Below are 17,405 nucleotides of genomic sequence, written 5' to 3' on the forward strand. Positions count from 1 at the left end.
ACTGAGGACACCTCCATGTCGACCCGAATGATGCGGCTGCTTGCCGCGGGCGCGCTCACCGTGCTCGCCCTGACCGGCTGCGGTGATGACAAGAAGCCCGATCCCAATCCCCCCGACGACGGCACCCCGACGGAGGAGGAGACCTGCTTCAAGACCCCCGCCGACACGAACAACGAGATCATCAACTCGTGCCCGCCCGCGGGCGTCACGCAAATCACCAAGAACCCCACCCTCCCGCTCAACGCGGACGGCACCCTGCCGTCGCTGCCGTAGTGAGCGTCCGTTGAACGCCCGTCCGCCGCGCTCTCCTCGTATGTCCCGCTCCCTGAATCCCCAGTTCTCTCGCCGCGCGCACGCCCGCCTTCGCGGGGGCGCGTGGCCGCTGGTCGCGGCCGCCGTGGTGGCCACCGCCAGCACCGCGTGGGCCCAGACGCCGCCCGAGGCCCCCGGGGGCAGCGGCGTCTCCTCACCCGCGGGAACCCAGGAGTCCCCGTCCATCGCCGCGCCGCCGGCCGATGGAGCGGGGAGGAGCGCGGCGGACGCGCGCCTCGAATCCCTCGAGCAGGCGCTCGCCGCCGAGAAGTCCAGCCGGGACGCGGAGGTGGCCGCCCTCAAGCTGGAGCTGGAGCGCCTGCGCCCCGCGCCGCCGCCCGCCCTTCCGGAGCCGAAGGCAGGCCCGGTGGACTTCCGGCTCACCGGCTTCCTCCAGTCCGACGGCGTGCTGATGCGCCAGTCCTCGGAGGACGAGCTGAACCCCGCCACGGGCGAGCCGCTCAACCAGACGCGCTTCCTCATCCGCCGCGCCCGCGTGCGCGCCGAGCTCACCGCGCCGTGGATCTCCGGCGCGCTCGAGCTGGACGGCAACACCGTCAGAGGCCCCGCCGCCCGCCTCCAGGCGGCCGAGGTCAGCCTGCGCTACCAGCCGGACGCGGACGCCCCGCCGCTGGCCATGGCCACCGTGGGCCTCTTCAAGATTCCCTGGGGCCACGAGGTGCTGGAGAGCGACCGCGTGCGCCCCTTCCTGGAGCGCAGCAACGCCGCCTCGGCCCTCTTCCCCGGCGAGTATGACCTGGGCGCGCAGCTGTCCGGCGGCTGGCGCTTCCTGCGCTACGCGGTGGGCGTGATGAACGGCCACCCCCTGGGCGAGAAGTCCTTCCCGGGACGCGCCCCGCTGGCCCTCAAGGACGTGGTGGGCCGCCTGGGCGTGGACACCCAGCTGGAGCGCGTCGGGGTGCGGGCCGGCGTCTCGTACCTCGTCGGCCACGGCTTCACCCGGGGCGTCGCCGCCACGAAGGACCAGGTGACCTGGCGCGACATCAACGAGGACGGCCAGGTGCAGCTGCCGGAGATTCAAATCATCCCCGGCTACCCGGCGCAGGCCTCGCAGTCCTTCTCCCGCGACGCGGTGGGCGCGGACCTCACGGTGACCGTGCCTGTCACGGAGCGGGTGACGCTGCAGGCCCTGGGCGAGCTGTACTGGGCCTCCAACCTCGACCGGGGCTTCCAGGTGGCGAACCCGGTGGGTGCCGGCCGCGCGCTGCGCGAGCAGGGCTATCTGGTGGGCCTCACCGCGCAGGTGGGCCCCCACCTCTTCGGCGGCGTGCGCTACGACTTCTACGACCCGGACCGGGACGCCAGCGAGGTGCGCAACGGCGCGCAGGTGGTGCGCACCAACGCGCTGTCCACCACCGCCGTGGTGCTGGGCGCGCGGCTGCCTCCCTACGGCCGGGTGATGGTGGAGTACGACCACAACACCAACGCGCTGGCGCGCACCACGAGCGGGGCCCCCACCACCCTGCCGGATGACGCGCTCACCGTGCGCGGCGAGGTGGTCTTCTGATGCGGCTCGCGACGACGATGGCGCTGGCGCTCCTGGCGCTGGCCGGCTGTGGAGAGACGAGCGACTCGGGGCTGGACGCGCTGATGCAGGTGGCCGGGGCGCGGCACTACCCCCAGGAGCTGCAGGCCCCCGAGGGCGGCCCCGACCTGGTGGACGTCACCACCTCCAACACCCTGGTGCGCGCCGGCGTCCAGGCCAAGTCCTTCAGCGGGCTGGCCGTCAAGGGCGCGGAGGCGGTGGCGCTCAGCTTCTCCGGCGAGCAGGGCCACTGGCGCATCCCCACCGGCAACGTGGACACCCTCAACCAGGACCTGGTGACGTTCAGCGCGCAGCTCGCCTTCTCGCCGCGCGTGGAGGCCGGGCACTACGAGGTGGTGGCGCGCGCGCTGGACGGGCAGGGCCGCGCCGGCCCGCCGCGCGCGCTCGGCGTGGACGTGATGGCCAGCGCCGCCCCCTCGGGCAGCCTCGTCATCAGCCTGTCCTGGGACACCCAGTCGGACCTGGACCTGCACGTCACCATCCCGGACGGGGTGGAGATCTGGGCGCGCAACATCAACTCGTACACGCCGCCCACCGTGGGCGTCATCGACCCCTCGCAGGTGGAGGCCGGGGGCGTGCTCCTCTACGACTCCAACGCGCAGTGCGTGCTGGACGGGCGCCGCCAGGAGGACGTGGTGTGGCGGCAGCCACCCCCTTCCGGCCACTACGTGGTGCGCGTGGACGCCTTCAGCCTGTGCGCCGAGGCCGGCGCCAACTGGAAGCTGGAGGCGCGCCGTGACGGCGTGGTCCTCGGCCGCGCCGAGGGCAGCGTGGTGGAGTCCGACACGCGCGGCACCCACGAGAAGGGCGCCGGCCTGCTGGCCCTCGAGTTCGACATTCCCTGAGCCGTTCCGGGTTTCATTTTCGCGCTTCGCGAGGAGTTGATGATGTTGGAGAAGATGCATGGCGCGGTGCAGATGGGCAGCACCGCGGTGCTGTGGCTGTTGATTGCCCTGTCGGTGCTGTCGGTGGGCGTGGTGGTGGACCGCATCGTGTACTTCCACAAGCGCCGGGTGGACCCGCGCAAGCTGGGCCGCGCGCTGGTGGAGCGGCTGCGCGCCGGGGACGTGGCGGGCGCGCGCGCGGTGCTCGCCCACCACAAGAGCATCGAGGCGCAGGTGCTGACCGAGGCGCTGGAGTGGTACGCGGACGGCGCGGACGCGGTGGCGGAGATCCTCGGCAGCGGCCTGAAGGACCGGCGGCCGCAGTTCGAGTCCGGGCTGCTCTTCCTGGGCACGCTGGCCAACAACTCGCCCTTCATCGGCCTGTTCGGCACGGTGCTCGGCATCATCACCGCCTTCAAGGAGCTGGGCAGCGCCCAGGCCGGGGGCGGAGGCATGGGCAACGTCATGGGCGGCATCGCCGAGGCGCTCATCGCCACGGCGGTGGGCATCCTCGTGGCGCTGCCGGCGGTGGTGGCCTTCAACTACTTCCAGAAGAAGTGCACCGAGGTGGAGGACAACGTGGCGACGCTCGGCGGCCAGCTGCTGGCCCACCTGCGCAGCGCGCACCCGGCGCGCGCCCCGTCCGAGGCGCCCGCCAACGGGGCTGCCGCGCTGGCCGCCAGGTCCCCCGTCCGTGAGCGCGAGGTGCAGACGTAATGGCCGGCACGCTCGGAGGAGGCGGGGGCCGCCGCGGCGGCACGATCTCCAACATCAACGTCACGCCCCTGGTCGACGTGGTGCTGGTGCTGCTCATCATCCTGATGGTGTCCTCGACGTACATCGTGGCGCAGACGCTCAAGGTGCAGCTGCCGCGCGCCTCCAGCTCGGACGGCATGGCGGAGAAGCCCACCACGGTGGTGGTCCAGAAGGACGGCAAGCTGCTGATGGACGAGCAGCCGGCGGAGGAGGCCGTGGTGCGCGAGCGCCTGACGGCCGCGGTGAAGGCAAACCCGGACATGAACCTGGTCGTGAGCGCGGACAAGGACACGCCGCATGGCGCGGTGGTGCACATCATCGACCTGGCGAAGGTGACCGGCATCACCCACTTCGCCATCAACGTGCAGGCCGACTGAGAAGACGACGCCATGCGCGGTAAGCCCCTTTTCATCTCCCTGGCGCTCCACGCGCTGGCGGTGGCGCTCCTCTTCTGGCTGTCGCGCACCCCCATGCAACACCGCGCCATCGCCGTCGCGGTGGTGGAGGGCGCCAAGAAGAAGCCAGAGCCCAAGCCCGAGGAGCCTCCGAAGCCCCCCCCGCCGCCGCCGCCGGCGCCCCGCCCGCGCCGCCCGGAGGCGGCGCCCGAGGTGGCTGCCCCGGCCCCGCCGCCTCCCGCGTCCACCCCCACGCCGGCGCCCCGGCCCGCGGCCCTCTCCACCGGCCTGACGCTGGGCAACGATGGCGGCGGCCCAGGCGGCGGCATCGCCGTGGGCGGGCTGACGCATGGCCCGACGACCCGCGGCGACCCCGAGCCCGCGAAGCAGCCCATCGCGCGGCGCGAGCCGGTGAAGCCCCCGCCGCCACCGGACGAGGACCCCTGCACCGAGGCGCCCACCAAGCCGGTGCCGCTCGTGCGCACGCCGGACATTGAGTACACCGCCCAGGCGCGCGCCGACGGCGTGGAGGGCCGCCTGGTGCTCTCCGTCATCATCTCCGCGGATGGCAGCGTGGCGCGGGTGGACGTGGTGAGCGCCGTGGAGGCGGCCCTGGACGCCGCCGCGGTGGCCGCGGTGAAGCTGTGGCGCTTCAAGCCCTCCACCGCCTGCGGAAAACCCGTGACCGGCGGCGTCTTCACGCTCGCCCGGCGCTTCGAACTCGGAGACTAACGTGGTGCGCGAAGGGCGAATGTTGGTGGCGGCAGTGCTGGCGCTGGTGTGCGCGCTGGGGAGCGCGCGCGCCCAGGAGCCGCAGCAGGGGGAGCTCACGAAGGCCCCCAAGCTGACCACCTTCGTGGAGGCCGAGTACCCGGCGGACAAGCGCGAGGCGGGCGTCACCGCCTCCGTGCTGCTGGGCATCGAGATCGCCGCGGACGGCACCGTGGAGGACGTGAAGGTGGTGGAGAGCGGCGGGGCGGACTTCGACGCCGCCGCGGTGGCCGCCGCCCGCAGGTTCGTCTTCGAGCCGGCCGAGGTGGACGGCGTGCCGTCGCCGGTGCGCATCGACTACCGCTACACCTTCAAGATCGACGAGGTGAAGGTGAAGCTGGGGCCGCAGGTGAACTTCGAGGGCGTCGTCCTCGAGCGCTTCACCAAGAAGCCCCTGGCGGGCGTCACCGTGACGGTCGTGGACACGGGCGCCACCACTTCTACGGACGAGCAGGGCACGTTCTCCTTCATCGACGTGCCGGTGGGCACGCACCAGGTGCAGCTCTCCAGCGCCACGCTCATCACCGTCTCCACGCAGGAGGACATCGCCGAGGCGAAGAAGAAGACGGTGCGCTACCTGGCCGAGGAGAAGCAGGAGGGCGTGGACGAGGAGGTGGTGGTGCGCGCGCCGCGCATCCGCAAGGAGTCCACCGAGGTGAGCATCCGCACCGAGGAGGCCCGGCGCGTGCCCGGCACGCAGGGCGACACCCTCAAGGTGGTGCAGAACCTGCCGGGCGTGGCGCGCTCGTCCTTCGGCAGCGGGCAGCTCGTCGTGTGGGGCAGCGCCCCGCGCGACACGCGCGTCAACGTGGACGGCGTGGAGATCCCGGCCCTCTACCATGTGGGCGGCCTGCGCTCGACGATCAACTCCGGGCTGGTGAAGGGCATCGACCTGACGCCCGGCGCCTACGGCGGGGACTACGGACGCGGCATGGGGGGCCTCGTGCGGGTGGAGACGCGCGCGCCCCAGGCGGACGGCGTGCACGGCGTGGTGTCCGCGGACGCGATGGACGCCTCGGCGCAGCTCTCCGCCTCAATCACTCCCACGCTGCGCGTGGCCGGCGCCGTGCGCTACAGCTACCTGGACCGCGTCCTCGCCGGCGTGGTGTCCCAGGACGTGGGCGACTTCTTCCCCATTCCCCGCTACAACGACTACCAGCTCCAGGGGCAGCTGGACCTGCGCAAGGACGAGTCGCTGAGCGTGCTGGTGCTCGGCTCGAATGACTACCTGAAGCGCACGGTGGCCTCCAGCGACCCGGCGCAGGTGCGCTCGGAGACGACGGACAGCTCCTTCTCCCGCGTCATCCTGCGCTACAACCGCATCCTGGAGGACGGCTCCAGCTTCGTGGTGACGCCGTCGGTGGGGCTGGACAGCAGCCATCAGCTCGCCACCTTCGGGCCCACGCCGGCGCTGCTGGACATGCGCGGCGTGCGCTGGGGCCTGCGCGGCAGCTACCGGCGCAAGGTGGATCGCGGGGTGACGCTCGCGCTCGGCCTGGACCTGCAGGGCGCGCCCACCCACGTGCGGCGCCAGGGCTCGCTCAACCTGCCCGCGCGCGAGGGCGACATCTTCGTCTTCGGCCAGCGCCCCAGTGACGAGAGCAACGCGGACACCTGGGACGTCAACCAGGTGACGGTGTCTCCATACGCCACCGCGGAGCTGCGGCTGGGCGCGCTCACCCTCAACCCCGGCCTGCGCCTGTCGGGCTTCCTGCTGGAGGCCAGCCGGCTGACGCCGAGCGTGGGCGGGACGCTGCCCATTGGCCGCTCCACCCTGACCCCCGTCATCGAGCCGCGCCTGTCCGCCAGCTACAAGCTGCGCAAGGACCTCACCCTCAACGCCGCCGCGGGCGTCTACTACCAGGCCCCCGCGCCCGAGGAGATGAGCGCCGTCTTCGGCAATCCCACGCTGCTGCCCCAGCGCGCCGTGCACGCCACCGCGGGTGCCTCGTGGCGCGTCACCGGCACCCTCACCGCGGACGCGGTGGGCTTCTACAAGACGCTCGACAACCTGGTGGCCCGCAGCCCCTACGCCACGCCGCAGCTCGCGCGCGCCCTCACCCAGGACGGCACCGGGCGCAGCTACGGCGTGCAGTTCCTCCTGCGCCAGGAGCTGTGGCAGAACTTCTTCGGCTGGGTGACCTACAGCCTCAGCCGCAGCGAGCGGCAGGACTCGCCGGCCGCGGCCGTGCGCCTGTTCGACTACGACCAGACGCACGTGCTGGGCGTGGTCGGCAGCTACCAGATGGGGCCGTGGACGCTGGGAGCCCGCTTCCGCTTCGCCACCGGCGCGCCCCGCACGCCCGTGGCGGGCGCCTTCTACGACGTCCGCGATGACGTGTACCAGCCGCTGTTCGGCTCGCAGAACTCCGTGCGCATTCCGTCCTTCTACCAGGTGGACCTGCGCGCCGAGCGCGACTTCCAGGTGGGGAGCGGCACGCTCAATGTCTACCTGGACATGCAGAACGTGACGAACCGGCAGAACCCCGAAGAAATCACCTACAACTTCGACTACCGCGAGCGGAAGTACATCGTCGGACTGCCCGTGCTCGCGGTGGCCGGCCTGCGCTACCAGTTCTGACGATGAAAGCTCCTCTGCCCCTCCTCGCCGTGGCCGTGCTCGCCGTGGGCTGCCGCCCGGACTTCGGCACCCGGTCCTCGCGCATCACCGAGCCGCGCATTCTCGCCGTGCAGGCCACGCCCGCGGAGGCACGCCCCGGAGAGGTCGTGACGTACCGCGCGCTGGTGGCGCTGGCGGACGGCGCGCCCGCGCTGAGCTGGTCCACCTGCGCCACCTCCAAGCCCGCCACGGAGAACAACGTGGTGGGCGCCAGCTGCCTGGGCAAGGACGTGCGCGCCTTCGGCGGTCGCGGCCCGGAGACGTCGGGAGAGGTGCCCGCGGACGCATGCACGCTGTTCGGTCCGGACACGCCGGCGCCCCGCCCGGGCGAGCCGCCCTTCCGCCCGCATGACCCGGACGTCACCGGCGGCTACTACCTGCCCGTGCGCGTGGACCTGCCGGGGTCGGACCCGGCGGTGGCGCTCGAGCGCATCCGCTGCAACCTGGTGGGCGCCAGCCCCGAGGTGGCCCGCGACTTCCGCGAGCGCTACGTGCCCAACCGCGCCCCGCATCTGCTGGAGGTGACAGCGCAGGTGAACGGCGCGCCGGTGGCGCTCGACGCGCTGCCCGCCGATGCCACCATCACCTGGCGCGCCCGCTGGAGCGGCCCGGAGGACGCGGAGCCCTCGGCGGAGACGTACGTGGTGTACGACGTCGCCTCCCAGTCGCTCGTCGAGCGGCGCGAGAGCCTGCGCGTCTCCTGGTACGCCACCTCGGGCGACTTCGAGGCGGACCGCACCGGCCGGAGCGAGGACGAAACCGAATCCTTCAGCGAGAACGCCTGGACGGCGCCGGCCACGCCCGGGCCCGTGCAGCTGTGGGTGGTGTTGCGCGACGCGCGCGGCGGCGTGGACTTCCTCGCGCTGCACGGAACCGTCGCCGCGCGCTGATGGCCGGGATGCCGCCCCGGGCGCTGTCCCCGAGTGACGACAAGACGGCGGCCAGCTCCCTCGCCGTCCTGCACGGTGCCTCCAGGCTGCTCTGGCCGCGTCAATCAGGGACAGCCTCTAGTGCACCGTGTGGCGCGGCTTCTTTCGCGACGGGTGCTTCAGCCGTGCCTCCAGGTATTCCTTCAACACCGTGGCGTTGTTGTGCTCGGTGTCGCGGGCGCCGTGGAGCAGCGTGATGCGGCCGTGGCGTGCGGCCTCCAGCAGCGGCTCCCACGCGTCGGGGTGCGCGTCCAGCTCGTGGATGTAGCGGGACCGGAACTCGTCAAAGCGCTCCACGTTGTGGGCGTACCACTGCCGCAGCTCCGTGCTGGGCGCCACCTCGCGGGGCCAGCCGTCCAGTCGGAGGTCCACCTTCTTGATGCCCCGCGGCCACAGCCGGTCCACCAGGAACCGGGTCCCCGCCCGAGGGTCCGGGCGGTGCTCCCCATAAACGCGCTGGAGTCGAATCATCGGCGAGCCTCCGGAAGGACACGCTGCCCACGCGAAGCGCGCGCGGGGAGCATCCGGCGGGGACGCGGCGGCCCGCTTCTCAGGTCAGCAGCACGGGGGCCGGTGCATCCAGCCGGAACCGCGCGATGAGCGGCACGTGGTCGGACAGGCCGTGGAAGCGGCTGCTCAGGTCGCCGAAGGGCCGCGTATCGGCCGTGTCCAGCCAGCTCACGCCGCCCCCGGAGAACAGGTGGTCCAGGTGCATGCGCATGCGCATGAAGCCCGCGGTGGGGAACGCGCGGGACACGGCCGGGTTGATCTGCCCCACCGCCGCCTGCGCGCACGTCAGGTGCGCGTCCCCCGTGAGGTAGCGGAACACCGGCGACGACGGCGGCGAGTTGAAGTCCCCGCACACGACGAACGGCTCCTGCTTCGCGTGCAGTCCGATGAAGCCCGCGAGCTTCTTCGCCTCGTGGAGCTGGTTGACGCCGCAGCCCATCTTGTCGCGCGTGGCCCAGAACTCGCGGGCGAACGGCGTGGGCAGGCTCAGGTGCGTGTTGAAGATGTGGAACGCGCGCAGGTCCGAGCGGCGGATGACGCGCATGTGCGCGCAGATGCGGCTCTGCTTGCGCTCCTTGAGCCCCTGCACGTGGTGGTGCGTGATGTGCTCCGGCGCCTGCACGTTGTGCTGGTCCACCAGCAGGGTGCGCGTGTTGACGAGCATCGCCAGGCCGGTGGTGTACAGGGACAGCTCGCCCACCTTGTAGTGGTGCGCGCGGAAGTAGAACGCCTCGTAGGGCATGTCCCTCCCCTGGAGGGCGAACGTCTCCTCCACGCGCGTCATGAAGGCTTCCAGCTGCGTCTCACCCGGATGGGTGGGCCGGTGGATGATGTTGCTGCGCAGCGACGAGGTCTCCACCTCCTGGAGGCAGATGATGTCCGGCAGCGGATCCAGTGTGGCCAATGCGGCCGCCACGCGGCGCTTGGGGCCGATGGTGCTCGCAAGCCCCCTCAGCATGTGTCCGAAGTAGCGGACGTTGTACGTGACGATGCGTAGCGCTGACGGCTCCATGGTCCGGTCGCCACCTCCCCGTGCCTCGCGGCGAAAAATGGGAAGCCCTGGGGCAAACGTCCAGGCCTCCCCGCTCTCTTCACCATGCGATGCGCGGGCGCCCGCCGCGATGTGCGAACAGGCGGGCTGAGCCCCTGCCCGCACGGCTGCTCACCGGGCCGGCTTCACCCGCACCATCGTGTCCAGGAGGTGCTCCAGCGCGCGCTCCGGGTCGTCGCACAGGCCCGTGTGCACGGGCCCCGTCTGGAGCATCGTGCTCCGGGGCGCCACCAACCAATGCCAGCGCTCCTTCTGCGGCAGCCGTCCAATGGGCCCCGCGTCCTTGCCGCCCACGCACACGCGGCGGAAGCTCTCCAGGTGGCCGCTCAAGAGCTCCACGTCCGCGTCCGGCGACAGCGCCTTGAGCCGGGCCACGTCCAGCTCCACGCGCGCGCCCAGGAAGCGGTGCTGCACGCAGAAGAGGACGACGCCCACGTTGATGAACTCCTCGCGCTCCACGCGAGGCACCAGCCGGATGATGGCGTAATCAAACGAGCTGGGCGTGGGCACGCGTCGCCTCCTCGATGAACGCCGGCGCCGCGTCCAGCCTGCGCATCAGCCACGTCACGTACGCCGCGCGGTGCTCCGCCGTGGACGCGAACGCGGGCTCCTGGCCCAGCCACGCCTCCGGAATCGCCGCCACGATGCGCTCCACCACCTCCCGCGTCACCTTCTGCCGCAGCAGGTCCCCGGCGTCCTTGAGCGCGTGCGCCCACGGCAGGAGCACGTGGTCCTTGATGGGCGCGAACCTCCCCTGGCTGCGCTCCTCCCACCCGTCCCACGAGTGGTGGAAGTACAGCGCCGCCCCGTGGTCGATGAGCCAGAGGTTGCGGTGCCACACCAGGAGGTTGGGGTTCTTCGGCGTGCGGTCCACGTTCGTCACGTACGCGTCGAACGCCACGATGGCGGACGCCACCTGCGCCTCCGGCACCGGCACCGCCAGCGGGTCGAACGTCACCGAGCGCGGCAGATAGTCCAGCGCCAGGTTCAACCCCGCGCTCGCCTTGAGCAGCTCACGGATTTCACTGTCCGGCTCGTTGCGCCCCAGCGTCGCGTCCAGCTCCACGAACACCAGCTCCGGCACCCGCAGGCCCAGCACGCGCGCCAGCTCGCCCGCCAACAGCTCCGCGATGAGCGCCTTGGCCCCCTGGCCCGCCCCCCGGAACTTCACGACATAGAGCCCCGCGTCGTTCGCCTCCACGATGGCGGGCATCGAGCCCCCCTCGCGCAAGGGCGTCACGTAGCGCGTGGCGGTGACCGTCCTGAGCATCCTCACGTCCTCGTCCGTTCCCGGGCACCCCGGGAGGCGCGGCTGTAGCACGGCCCCGCCCGCGGGGGGAACACGCCGCACCCACACGCACCTTCCCCACGCGCCATCAAATTGATTGCGCGCAATTGAATTGCGCACTACATATTCTCCATGTCGACGGATGACTTCCTCCGGCTGGACCTGCAGTTGTGCTTCCCGCTCTACGCGGCGTCGCGCGCGATGGTGCAGGCCTACACGCCGCTGCTGGCGAAGCTGGGGCTCACCTATCCGCAGTACCTGGTGATGCTGGTCCTCTGGGAGACGGACGGCGTGACGGTGAAGGAGCTGGGGGAGAAGCTGTACCTGGACTCGGGGACGCTGACGCCGCTGCTCAAGCGGCTGGAGACGCTGGGCTTCGTGCGCCGCGAGCGCTCCCAGGAGGACGCGCGCTCGGTGACGGCGTCGCTCACGTCCCAGGGGAAGGCCCTGCGCCGCAAGGCCGCGTCCATCCCGGAGGCCATCGTCTGCCGCACGGGTTTGTCGCTGGAGGAGCTGGCGCGGCTGCGCCGGGACATCCAGCGGTTGTTCGAGAAGGTTTCACGCAGCGCTTGAAGGCACACGCGGTATCCACTCACGCAAGGAGCAACACCATGGCCCCGGTCCAGATCTCGCCGCTCTACTCCACCACCGCCATCACCCACGGCGGCCGCAACGGCAAGCTGCTCCTGGAGAACAGCCCGCTGAACGGCCTGGAGCTGGCCATGCCGAAGCAGCTGGGAGGCTCCGGCAAGGAGACGGCCACCAACCCCGAGCAGCTCTTCGCCGCGGGCTTCTCCTCCTGCTTCGAGAGCGCGCTGCGCCTGGTCGCGGGCAAGGCCGGCAAGAAGCTGGATGAGAAGGCGGGCGTGAAGGCCACCGTCACCATCGGCAAGACGCCGGAAGGCGGCTTCGGCCTGGCGGTGGAGCTCCAGGGCATCCTCCCCGGCGTCCCCCGCGAGGAGGCGCAGAAGCTGATGGAGGCGGCCCACCAGGTGTGCCCGTACTCCAACGCCACGCGCGGCAACATCGAGGTGAAGGTCTCCGTCGCGGAGTAGTCCTTCACGCCCCCGGGCTCTCCCTGGAGGGAGGGCCCGGCAGCAGCGCCAGCAGGTTGCTCTGGATGTTCTGGCAGATGGTGTCGAGCGGCAGGTCGTTGTCGTCCGTGCCGAAGGGGTCCTCGATTTCGACGCCGATCTCCTCGATGCCGAAGAAGACATACGCGACGATGAACGTGGCCAGGACTGTCACCCAGCCAAAGCTGTCCACCAGCGCGAAGGGCAGGGTGAAGCAGTAGAGGATGAGCGCGCGGCGCAGGTGCACCATGTATGCGAAAGGCATCGGGGTGCGGTGGATGCGCTCACAACCTCCCAGGTAGTCGATGAGCTGTTGGACGTTCTGGTCCAGCTGCATCTGGACGTACTCGGGATAGAGCCCCTGCCGGCGGCCCTCGTCCAGCACGGCGGTCATCCGGCGGGCCACGGTGAGCGGCACGTGCTGGGCCTTGAGCGCGTCCGCCACCTCCTGCGAAGGCAGGGGGGCGGTGTGGGGGCCCAGGTGCCGCTGCTGCCCGCGCAGCCACGCGGCGGTGGCGAAGGGGAACGCGGCCGTCCAATGCACGAGCGCGGCGTAGAGCGGCGTCCTGCCCAGGAAGGGCTCCGACGCGCGGACCAGGTTGCGCGTCTCGTTGACGATGCCGCCCCAGAGCTTCCGGCCCTCCCAGAAGCGGTCATAGGAGGCGTTGGTGCGGAACACGAGCAGGAGGCTCAGTGAGATGCCCGCCAGCGTGTGCACCGTGGGGGGCACGCCCACGTCGCGCACGTGGTGGTGGAAGCCCACCACGGCCGCGGCCCAGACCAGGCACAGCAGCACGCGGCCGACAATCTCCTTCACCATCGAACCGCGCAGGTAGTGGAAGTAGCTCCACCAGCGATGCGGGTCATACTCAACCATGTGGGGGATACCCTCCGGGACGGGGCGCGCATGCTAACCGCAGCGCGACGCGTCGCGAGCGGTGCTTTGCGAGATTGCGGATGCCGGACGCTTCAAGCGATGGCCGGGCGTCGGGGGCATCAGCTAAGGAAGAGGGCGGTCCGTCCACCTCTCCGTCATGGAGGCGTCTCCCATGCGCCGTCACCTTCCGCCCCTGCTGATGTTCCTCGCCGCCATGGCGAGCGGTTGCAGCTTCCTTCGCACGGGCACGCTCCTGGACGCGCTCAACGCGCCGGAGTCTTCCAAGCCGGGGGACGTTCCGGTCCGCGTGCCGGCGGTGGAGCGCGTGGCGGGGCTGACGCGCGCGCAGTTGACGGACTCCTACGTGGACCCTGCCCGCGCGGGCGCGTGGATGGACGCGCTGGGCGCGTCTCCGGAAGCCGTGCTGGACATGACGGCGTGCATCGCGCAGCACGCGGGGCAGGACACGGCGTCCTGCTATGAGAACGCCGAGCACACGGGCTACATCGACCGGACGGTGAAGGCGTCCGCGTGGGGCGTGCCGCTGCCGGTGCAGTCCTTCTCCGTGGCGACGCCGGCCGGGGAGGAGGTGGACGCGCAGCGCTTCCTCGCGAACGCGATGGGGATTGGACCGTCGCTCGCGGCGCTGCAGCAGTCGCTGGAGGTGCCGCTGACGCGCGAGGTCCTGGCGCAGGGCATCCAGCGGGGCGCGGCGTCCGCGGCGGCGTACGTGCGGGCGCGCTCGTGGCACCGCGACCTGCAGCGGCCCAGCAACGCGGTGGTGCTGAGCGGCGGCGGCGCCAACGGCGCGTTCAGCGCGGGGGCCATCTGGCGGCTGCTGGGCATCCTGGAGCAGTGCCGGGGCAAGCCCGCGCCGGAGGGGTGCGGGGACGCGCGAATCGACCTGGCGGCGGGGACGAGCACGGGCGCGCTCATCAGCACGCTGGTGGACTTGTTCCACACGCCGGGCCAGGAGGCGAGTGCGCGCCGGCAGCTGTTGGGCAACTACACGTGCACGGTGGAGTCGGACCTGTATTGCGTGAACTCCACGTGGTTGTGGAATCTGGCGGACGACACGCGGGGGCTGGTGCGGTTCGACGGCATGTATTCGAAGCTGGAGCAGTTCGTCCAGCCGGCGCAGCTGCACAACGGCACGGAGCTGGTGGCGGTGTCGGTGGACTTCGAGACGGGCGACGTGTTCAGCGTGAGCGACCAGGACCCGGCGGACTTCAAGCCGGGCGCGTCGGACCTTGTGCGCAAGGGCGGGATGATTCACGCCGTCGTGGCGTCCATCGCGGAGCCGGTGCTGTCGGATCCGGTGAGCAAGCTGCCGTCGGCGGCGGGCGACCGCACGGGGACGTACTACGACGGCGGGGTGCGCTCGGGGCTGCCGCTGCTCCAGGCGGTGCAGCGCGGGGCGGAGCGGGTGCTGGTGATTTCCACGGGGGGGGTGAACCCGTCGCCGGCGCTGGAGCCGAAGAACGCGGTGAACGCGCTGATGCGCACCCTTGATTTGTTCGTGGAGCAGCCGCGCGTGGGCGAGGTGCAGCAGGCGGAGCTGCTCGCGGTGACGCGCCGGCTGGGCGAGTACACCGTCTGCGGCCTGCGCGGCGCGACGGAGGACTTCTGCCGCCGCAAGGGGCCGGGCTTCCAACCGCCCACGCTGAGGGCGCTGGGGGCGGGGCAGGCGGTGTGGATGGGCTCGGCGCGCTTCGACCAGGTGGCGTCCAGCTGGCGCAGCGCGTGGATGTTCAAGCCGGACGCAGGGCTGGCGAAGGCGAACGGCTATTCGTTCACGCCGGAGGTGATGCAGCCGCTCTTCGTGGCGGGCGTGGAGTCCATGCAGAAGCGCTGCGCGGAGGTGCTGGCCCTGTTCGACATCCAGGGCACGCTGGCGGCGAGCGAGTGCGCGCGCCAGGTGGTGGACGTGGCGGACGAAGCGCGCGAGGCGCTCCCGTCCGTGGCGCAGTGCCGCAAGGACAAGCCGGAGCGCCGCACGTGTAGGTGAGGCGGGCTACCGGCCGCCGTCCACGACCCACCTGCCCCAGCCGGCGAGCGCGGTCCCGTCCTCGGGCACGCGCTTGCCCTTGGGCGGGGCGCGGTAGACGGCGTCGGCGAGGGGCGTGAAGCGGGCCTCGTCCGCGAGCCCGTTCAGCGCGGCGCCCCACGGCTCGGCGGCGTAGGTGGTGACCTGCACGCGGCGCTCGGCGCCTTCACCCAAGGGCGATTCGACGACGAGGGCGGGGACGGGGTGCTGGCCGACGGTGAACGTCTCCCGGCGCGCCGGCGCGGCGCCGGCGGGGACGGGGGGCCACTGCTGCGGCTGGCTGAGGGTCTCGCTGACGGCGTCGAGCAGGGCCTCCTCGAGGGGCCGGGCCTCGGCCTCCTGGAAGTCCGCGCAGGGCGCGTCGCCGGTGGGGCCGGTCAGCTCCTTGCGCAGGACGAAGCCGCGCTCCGCGCCCAGGCAGACGCGGCGCACGGAGGACGTGCCGGAGAGGTCCTGGCGCACGTCGTACCAGGTGCCCGGGCCCCAGGGCCGGTCGAGCGCGGGCACGCTGCCCGCGGCGTCGGTGCCCTGGCGGAAGGACACGAGCGTGAGCTGCTGGCTGCCGCTGGCGCCGAAGCCGGAGAGCGTGGTGCTCGCGTCGAGCAGGCCGTGGGTGAGGTACAGCGGCCCGGGCTCGCTGGCGTAGAGGCGGTTCTGGAGGGGGCCGTCGCTGGGGCGGCGGTCGTCCAGGAAGCGGCGTGCGTCCCAGGTGCGGCCGGCGGCGGTGGTCTGTTCGGTGGAGCGCTGGCCGCGGTGTTCCTCCTTCCACGGCTGTGTCTCCTCCACGCGCATGGGCAGCACGCGAGGCTGGGAGAGGCGCGGGTGGGCAAGGGGCCGGCCCTGATCATCCGTGAAGGTGACGGTGAGCCATGCCCACGGCGCCTGCACGGCGACGACCTCCAGCGCGACATGACCGGCCACGCCCACGCCGGTGTCCGTGCCGGGGCGGCTCCGGTGGGCGGAGAAGGCGTACTCCACGCGGTCGCCCACGCGGGCGCGCTGCCACGGTGAGGGCGTGGCGGGGGTGGCTTCGGTGGTGGGAGCGCCAGCGTCCGTGATGGCGGCCTCAGGCTCGGAGGAAGCGCCGGGCTGTTCGGTGGCGGTGGTGCCGTCGGCGGGGGAGACGGCGCGGGGCTTCATGCTTTCGCAGCCCGTGCCCAGGAGGAGCGCGGAGCACAGCAGGAAGGGAGCGCGGAAGAGAGGGTGTCGCATGCGGTCGCTAGATACACGGAGCGACGCGTGGAGCCGCGCGGACGGTGGTCGCGTGCGTGGCGTCAACGTGCGCTGGTCGACAGCTCGGGGGCGGACTCCAGCCACGTGCCCCAGCGGGTGAGCCGGCTGTCTGACCGGTACTGACGCACACCGGACGCGGTCTCCAGGTACACGCCTTTCGACAGCGGGTCGAACCGCGCCTCCATGGGGAGCCCCCGGAGCACGGGGTTCCACAGGTCCGTGGAGTCGCTCGTGGACTGCATCCAGGGTGCCCCCAGACTGTATTCAGGGACTTCATCGAAGTACGCCGCCACGGGCTCCTGTCTCACATAGACATGGACCTGCCTGGGGAGCGGGGCACCGTAGTCTCGGGGAGGCCAGGCGGGGATGTAGACGGAGTTGTTGACGAGGTCGATCAACGCATCCTCCAGGGAAAGCACCTCCGCGCCCTGGAAGTCCTCGCACCGGTTCTCACCTCGCGGCCGGCTCCAGACCTTGCGCAGCAGGTAGCCCTGTTCCGCGCCCAGACAGACGCGGTTCACCTGGACGCCTCTGTCGGTGGTCTCCTGCGTCTCGTACCAGGTACCGGGTCCCCAGGGGTTGTCCATGGCGGGCGGGGTTCCGCCGGTGGTGCCTGAACCTCGCTGGAATGACACGAGCGCGACGTCGTGTGCGGCGGACATGGAGGGGCCGACAGCGCTGAAGGAGACCTCGAGCAGCCCATGGGTGAGGTAGAGCGGCCCGGGCGTCGTGGCGTAGAGCCGGTGCTGCGTGGGGCCGTCCCCCGGGGAGTCGTCTCGGAAGGTCCGCCGGGCCAGCCAGTGCTGCCCGGCCGCGAAGGCCCAGCGGAGGGTCGTGGCGGTGCTGCCACCCTCGATTCGAAATAGCGCACCCGTCAGTCCTCGCACCGGAACAGCGCGCAAGCTCCGTCCACGCACAGGGGCGCGAAGCACTGGTCCCCATCACCGTCCTCGCACTCATGTCCGCTGCCCGCCTCCGCCCAGACGACCTCCGGCGAGAAAGCCGGGGCGGATGACGTCGACGCACAGCTCCAGAGCAGCCCTATGAACAGCCAGCACAGGTCCCCCCGGAAGAACGCTTCGCGAAGCATGC

The 17,405-nt window shown here is 71.6% G+C and carries 19 protein-coding genes; 11 read left to right on the plus strand and 8 right to left on the minus strand.

The window, feature by feature from the left end; translation table 11 throughout:
- Positions 1-15 precede the first annotated feature (15 nt).
- Genes KYK13_RS02655 through KYK13_RS02690 form a run of 8 tightly spaced genes read left to right on the plus strand, consistent with a single transcriptional unit; the run spans position 16 to position 8,195 of the window.
- Entirely contained in the window at positions 16-273 is a 258-nt protein-coding gene (locus tag KYK13_RS02655; protein ID WP_223641701.1) for a hypothetical protein, read from the plus strand.
- Positions 274-313: 40 nt separating this feature from the next.
- Positions 314-1,840, plus strand: a complete 1,527-nt coding sequence (locus KYK13_RS02660) for an OprO/OprP family phosphate-selective porin (RefSeq protein ID WP_223641702.1) — start codon at positions 314-316, stop codon at positions 1,838-1,840.
- Positions 1,840-2,724, plus strand: a complete 885-nt coding sequence (locus KYK13_RS02665; protein WP_223641703.1) for a hypothetical protein — start codon at positions 1,840-1,842, stop codon at positions 2,722-2,724. The genes KYK13_RS02660 and KYK13_RS02665 overlap by 1 nt, the downstream gene beginning before the upstream one ends.
- A 39-nt stretch (positions 2,725-2,763) precedes the next feature.
- Positions 2,764-3,480, plus strand: coding sequence for a MotA/TolQ/ExbB proton channel family protein (locus tag KYK13_RS02670; protein WP_223641704.1), 717 nt, complete (start codon positions 2,764-2,766; stop codon positions 3,478-3,480).
- Positions 3,480-3,896, plus strand: coding sequence for a biopolymer transporter ExbD (locus KYK13_RS02675; protein WP_223641705.1), 417 nt, complete (start codon positions 3,480-3,482; stop codon positions 3,894-3,896). Before KYK13_RS02670 ends, KYK13_RS02675 begins: the two co-directional genes overlap by 1 nt.
- Before the next feature lie 12 nt (positions 3,897-3,908).
- The gene (locus KYK13_RS02680) at positions 3,909-4,646 is read left to right on the plus strand and encodes a TonB family protein (RefSeq protein WP_223641707.1); all 738 of its coding nucleotides are present in this window, start codon (positions 3,909-3,911) and stop codon (positions 4,644-4,646) included.
- A gap of 19 nt (positions 4,647-4,665) precedes the next feature.
- Positions 4,666-7,266, plus strand: a complete 2,601-nt coding sequence (locus tag KYK13_RS02685; RefSeq protein WP_223641709.1) for a TonB-dependent receptor domain-containing protein — start codon at positions 4,666-4,668, stop codon at positions 7,264-7,266.
- 2 nt (positions 7,267-7,268) lie between these two features.
- A complete protein-coding gene (locus KYK13_RS02690; protein ID WP_223641711.1) occupies positions 7,269-8,195 on the plus strand; it encodes a hypothetical protein in 927 nt (308 codons plus the stop codon).
- Positions 8,196-8,312: 117 nt separating this feature from the next.
- Here KYK13_RS02690 and KYK13_RS02695 read toward each other — a convergent pair whose 3' ends face one another.
- From KYK13_RS02695 to KYK13_RS02710, 4 genes are all read right to left on the minus strand, one after another.
- Positions 8,313-8,705, minus strand: coding sequence for a DUF488 domain-containing protein (locus KYK13_RS02695; RefSeq protein WP_223641712.1), 393 nt, complete (start codon positions 8,703-8,705; stop codon positions 8,313-8,315).
- Positions 8,706-8,784: 79 nt separating this feature from the next.
- Positions 8,785-9,756 carry an endonuclease/exonuclease/phosphatase family protein gene (locus KYK13_RS02700; RefSeq protein ID WP_223641714.1) on the minus strand — a complete coding sequence of 324 codons (972 nt, stop codon included), beginning with the start codon at positions 9,754-9,756 and terminating at the stop codon, positions 8,785-8,787.
- 150 nt (positions 9,757-9,906) lie between these two features.
- A complete protein-coding gene (locus KYK13_RS02705) occupies positions 9,907-10,305 on the minus strand; it encodes a DUF3037 domain-containing protein (protein WP_223641716.1) in 399 nt (132 codons plus the stop codon).
- A complete protein-coding gene (locus tag KYK13_RS02710) occupies positions 10,283-11,065 on the minus strand; it encodes a HipA family kinase (RefSeq protein ID WP_223641718.1) in 783 nt (260 codons plus the stop codon). The genes KYK13_RS02705 and KYK13_RS02710 overlap by 23 nt, the downstream gene beginning before the upstream one ends.
- 150 nt (positions 11,066-11,215) lie before the next feature.
- Here KYK13_RS02710 and KYK13_RS02715 point away from each other — a divergent pair, with 150 nt between their 5' ends.
- Together KYK13_RS02715 and KYK13_RS02720 are read left to right on the plus strand one after the other, a co-directional pair.
- A complete protein-coding gene (locus tag KYK13_RS02715) occupies positions 11,216-11,656 on the plus strand; it encodes a MarR family winged helix-turn-helix transcriptional regulator (protein ID WP_223641719.1) in 441 nt (146 codons plus the stop codon).
- A gap of 38 nt (positions 11,657-11,694) precedes the next feature.
- Entirely contained in the window at positions 11,695-12,138 is a 444-nt protein-coding gene (locus KYK13_RS02720) for an organic hydroperoxide resistance protein (RefSeq protein WP_223641720.1), read from the plus strand.
- Positions 12,139-12,142: 4 nt separating this feature from the next.
- Here the strand turns inward: KYK13_RS02720 and KYK13_RS02725 are convergent, their stop codons facing one another.
- The gene (locus KYK13_RS02725) at positions 12,143-13,033 is read right to left on the minus strand and encodes a bestrophin family protein (protein WP_223641721.1); all 891 of its coding nucleotides are present in this window, start codon (positions 13,031-13,033) and stop codon (positions 12,143-12,145) included.
- 172 nt (positions 13,034-13,205) lie between these two features.
- Between KYK13_RS02725 and KYK13_RS02730 the strand changes: the two genes are divergently transcribed.
- Positions 13,206-15,041: a patatin-like phospholipase family protein gene (locus tag KYK13_RS02730; protein WP_223641722.1), complete on the plus strand. Its 1,836-nt coding sequence runs from the start codon at positions 13,206-13,208 to the stop codon at positions 15,039-15,041.
- Between the two features lie 6 nt (positions 15,042-15,047).
- Here the strand turns inward: KYK13_RS02730 and KYK13_RS02735 are convergent, their stop codons facing one another.
- The 3 genes from KYK13_RS02735 to KYK13_RS39180 form a co-directional block, all read right to left on the minus strand.
- Positions 15,048-16,292 (minus strand): DUF6068 family protein, encoded by a 1,245-nt coding sequence (locus tag KYK13_RS02735; RefSeq protein WP_223641723.1) that lies wholly within the window; start codon positions 16,290-16,292, stop codon positions 15,048-15,050.
- A 62-nt stretch (positions 16,293-16,354) separates the two neighbouring features.
- On the minus strand, positions 16,355-17,215 hold the full coding sequence (locus KYK13_RS02740) for a DUF6068 family protein (RefSeq protein ID WP_223641724.1): 861 nt from the start codon (positions 17,213-17,215) through the stop codon (positions 16,355-16,357).
- Positions 17,188-17,403, minus strand: a complete 216-nt coding sequence (locus tag KYK13_RS39180; RefSeq protein WP_223641725.1) for a TIGR02269 family lipoprotein — start codon at positions 17,401-17,403, stop codon at positions 17,188-17,190. Before KYK13_RS39180 ends, KYK13_RS02740 begins: the two co-directional genes overlap by 28 nt.
- Positions 17,404-17,405: the final 2 nt, after the last annotated feature.

The sequence above is a fragment of the Corallococcus sp. EGB genome (genome assembly GCF_019968905.1).
Lineage (GTDB): Bacteria > Myxococcota > Myxococcia > Myxococcales > Myxococcaceae > Corallococcus.

Bases quoted from the DNA above. Each gene is read 5' to 3' on its own strand.
- KYK13_RS02690 (WP_223641711.1), top strand. From the start codon at position 7,269: ATGAAAGCTCCTCTGCCCCTCCTCGCCGTGGCCGTGCTCGCCGTGGGC.
- KYK13_RS02700 (WP_223641714.1), bottom strand. From the start codon at position 9,756: ATGGAGCCGTCAGCGCTACGCATCGTCACGTACAACGTCCGCTACTTC.
- KYK13_RS02685 (WP_223641709.1), top strand. From the start codon at position 4,666: ATGTTGGTGGCGGCAGTGCTGGCGCTGGTGTGCGCGCTGGGGAGCGCG.
- KYK13_RS02660 (WP_223641702.1), top strand. From the start codon at position 314: ATGTCCCGCTCCCTGAATCCCCAGTTCTCTCGCCGCGCGCACGCCCGC.
- KYK13_RS39180 (WP_223641725.1), bottom strand. From the start codon at position 17,403: ATGCTTCGCGAAGCGTTCTTCCGGGGGGACCTGTGCTGGCTGTTCATA.
- KYK13_RS02670 (WP_223641704.1), top strand. From the start codon at position 2,764: ATGATGTTGGAGAAGATGCATGGCGCGGTGCAGATGGGCAGCACCGCG.
- KYK13_RS02710 (WP_223641718.1), bottom strand. From the start codon at position 11,065: ATGCTCAGGACGGTCACCGCCACGCGCTACGTGACGCCCTTGCGCGAG.
- KYK13_RS02735 (WP_223641723.1), bottom strand. From the start codon at position 16,292: ATGCGACACCCTCTCTTCCGCGCTCCCTTCCTGCTGTGCTCCGCGCTC.
- KYK13_RS02720 (WP_223641720.1), top strand. From the start codon at position 11,695: ATGGCCCCGGTCCAGATCTCGCCGCTCTACTCCACCACCGCCATCACC.
- KYK13_RS02715 (WP_223641719.1), top strand. From the start codon at position 11,216: ATGTCGACGGATGACTTCCTCCGGCTGGACCTGCAGTTGTGCTTCCCG.
- KYK13_RS02695 (WP_223641712.1), bottom strand. From the start codon at position 8,705: ATGATTCGACTCCAGCGCGTTTATGGGGAGCACCGCCCGGACCCTCGG.
- KYK13_RS02655 (WP_223641701.1), top strand. From the start codon at position 16: ATGTCGACCCGAATGATGCGGCTGCTTGCCGCGGGCGCGCTCACCGTG.
- KYK13_RS02675 (WP_223641705.1), top strand. From the start codon at position 3,480: ATGGCCGGCACGCTCGGAGGAGGCGGGGGCCGCCGCGGCGGCACGATC.
- KYK13_RS02730 (WP_223641722.1), top strand. From the start codon at position 13,206: ATGCGCCGTCACCTTCCGCCCCTGCTGATGTTCCTCGCCGCCATGGCG.
- KYK13_RS02680 (WP_223641707.1), top strand. From the start codon at position 3,909: ATGCGCGGTAAGCCCCTTTTCATCTCCCTGGCGCTCCACGCGCTGGCG.
- KYK13_RS02725 (WP_223641721.1), bottom strand. From the start codon at position 13,033: ATGGTTGAGTATGACCCGCATCGCTGGTGGAGCTACTTCCACTACCTG.
- KYK13_RS02665 (WP_223641703.1), top strand. From the start codon at position 1,840: ATGCGGCTCGCGACGACGATGGCGCTGGCGCTCCTGGCGCTGGCCGGC.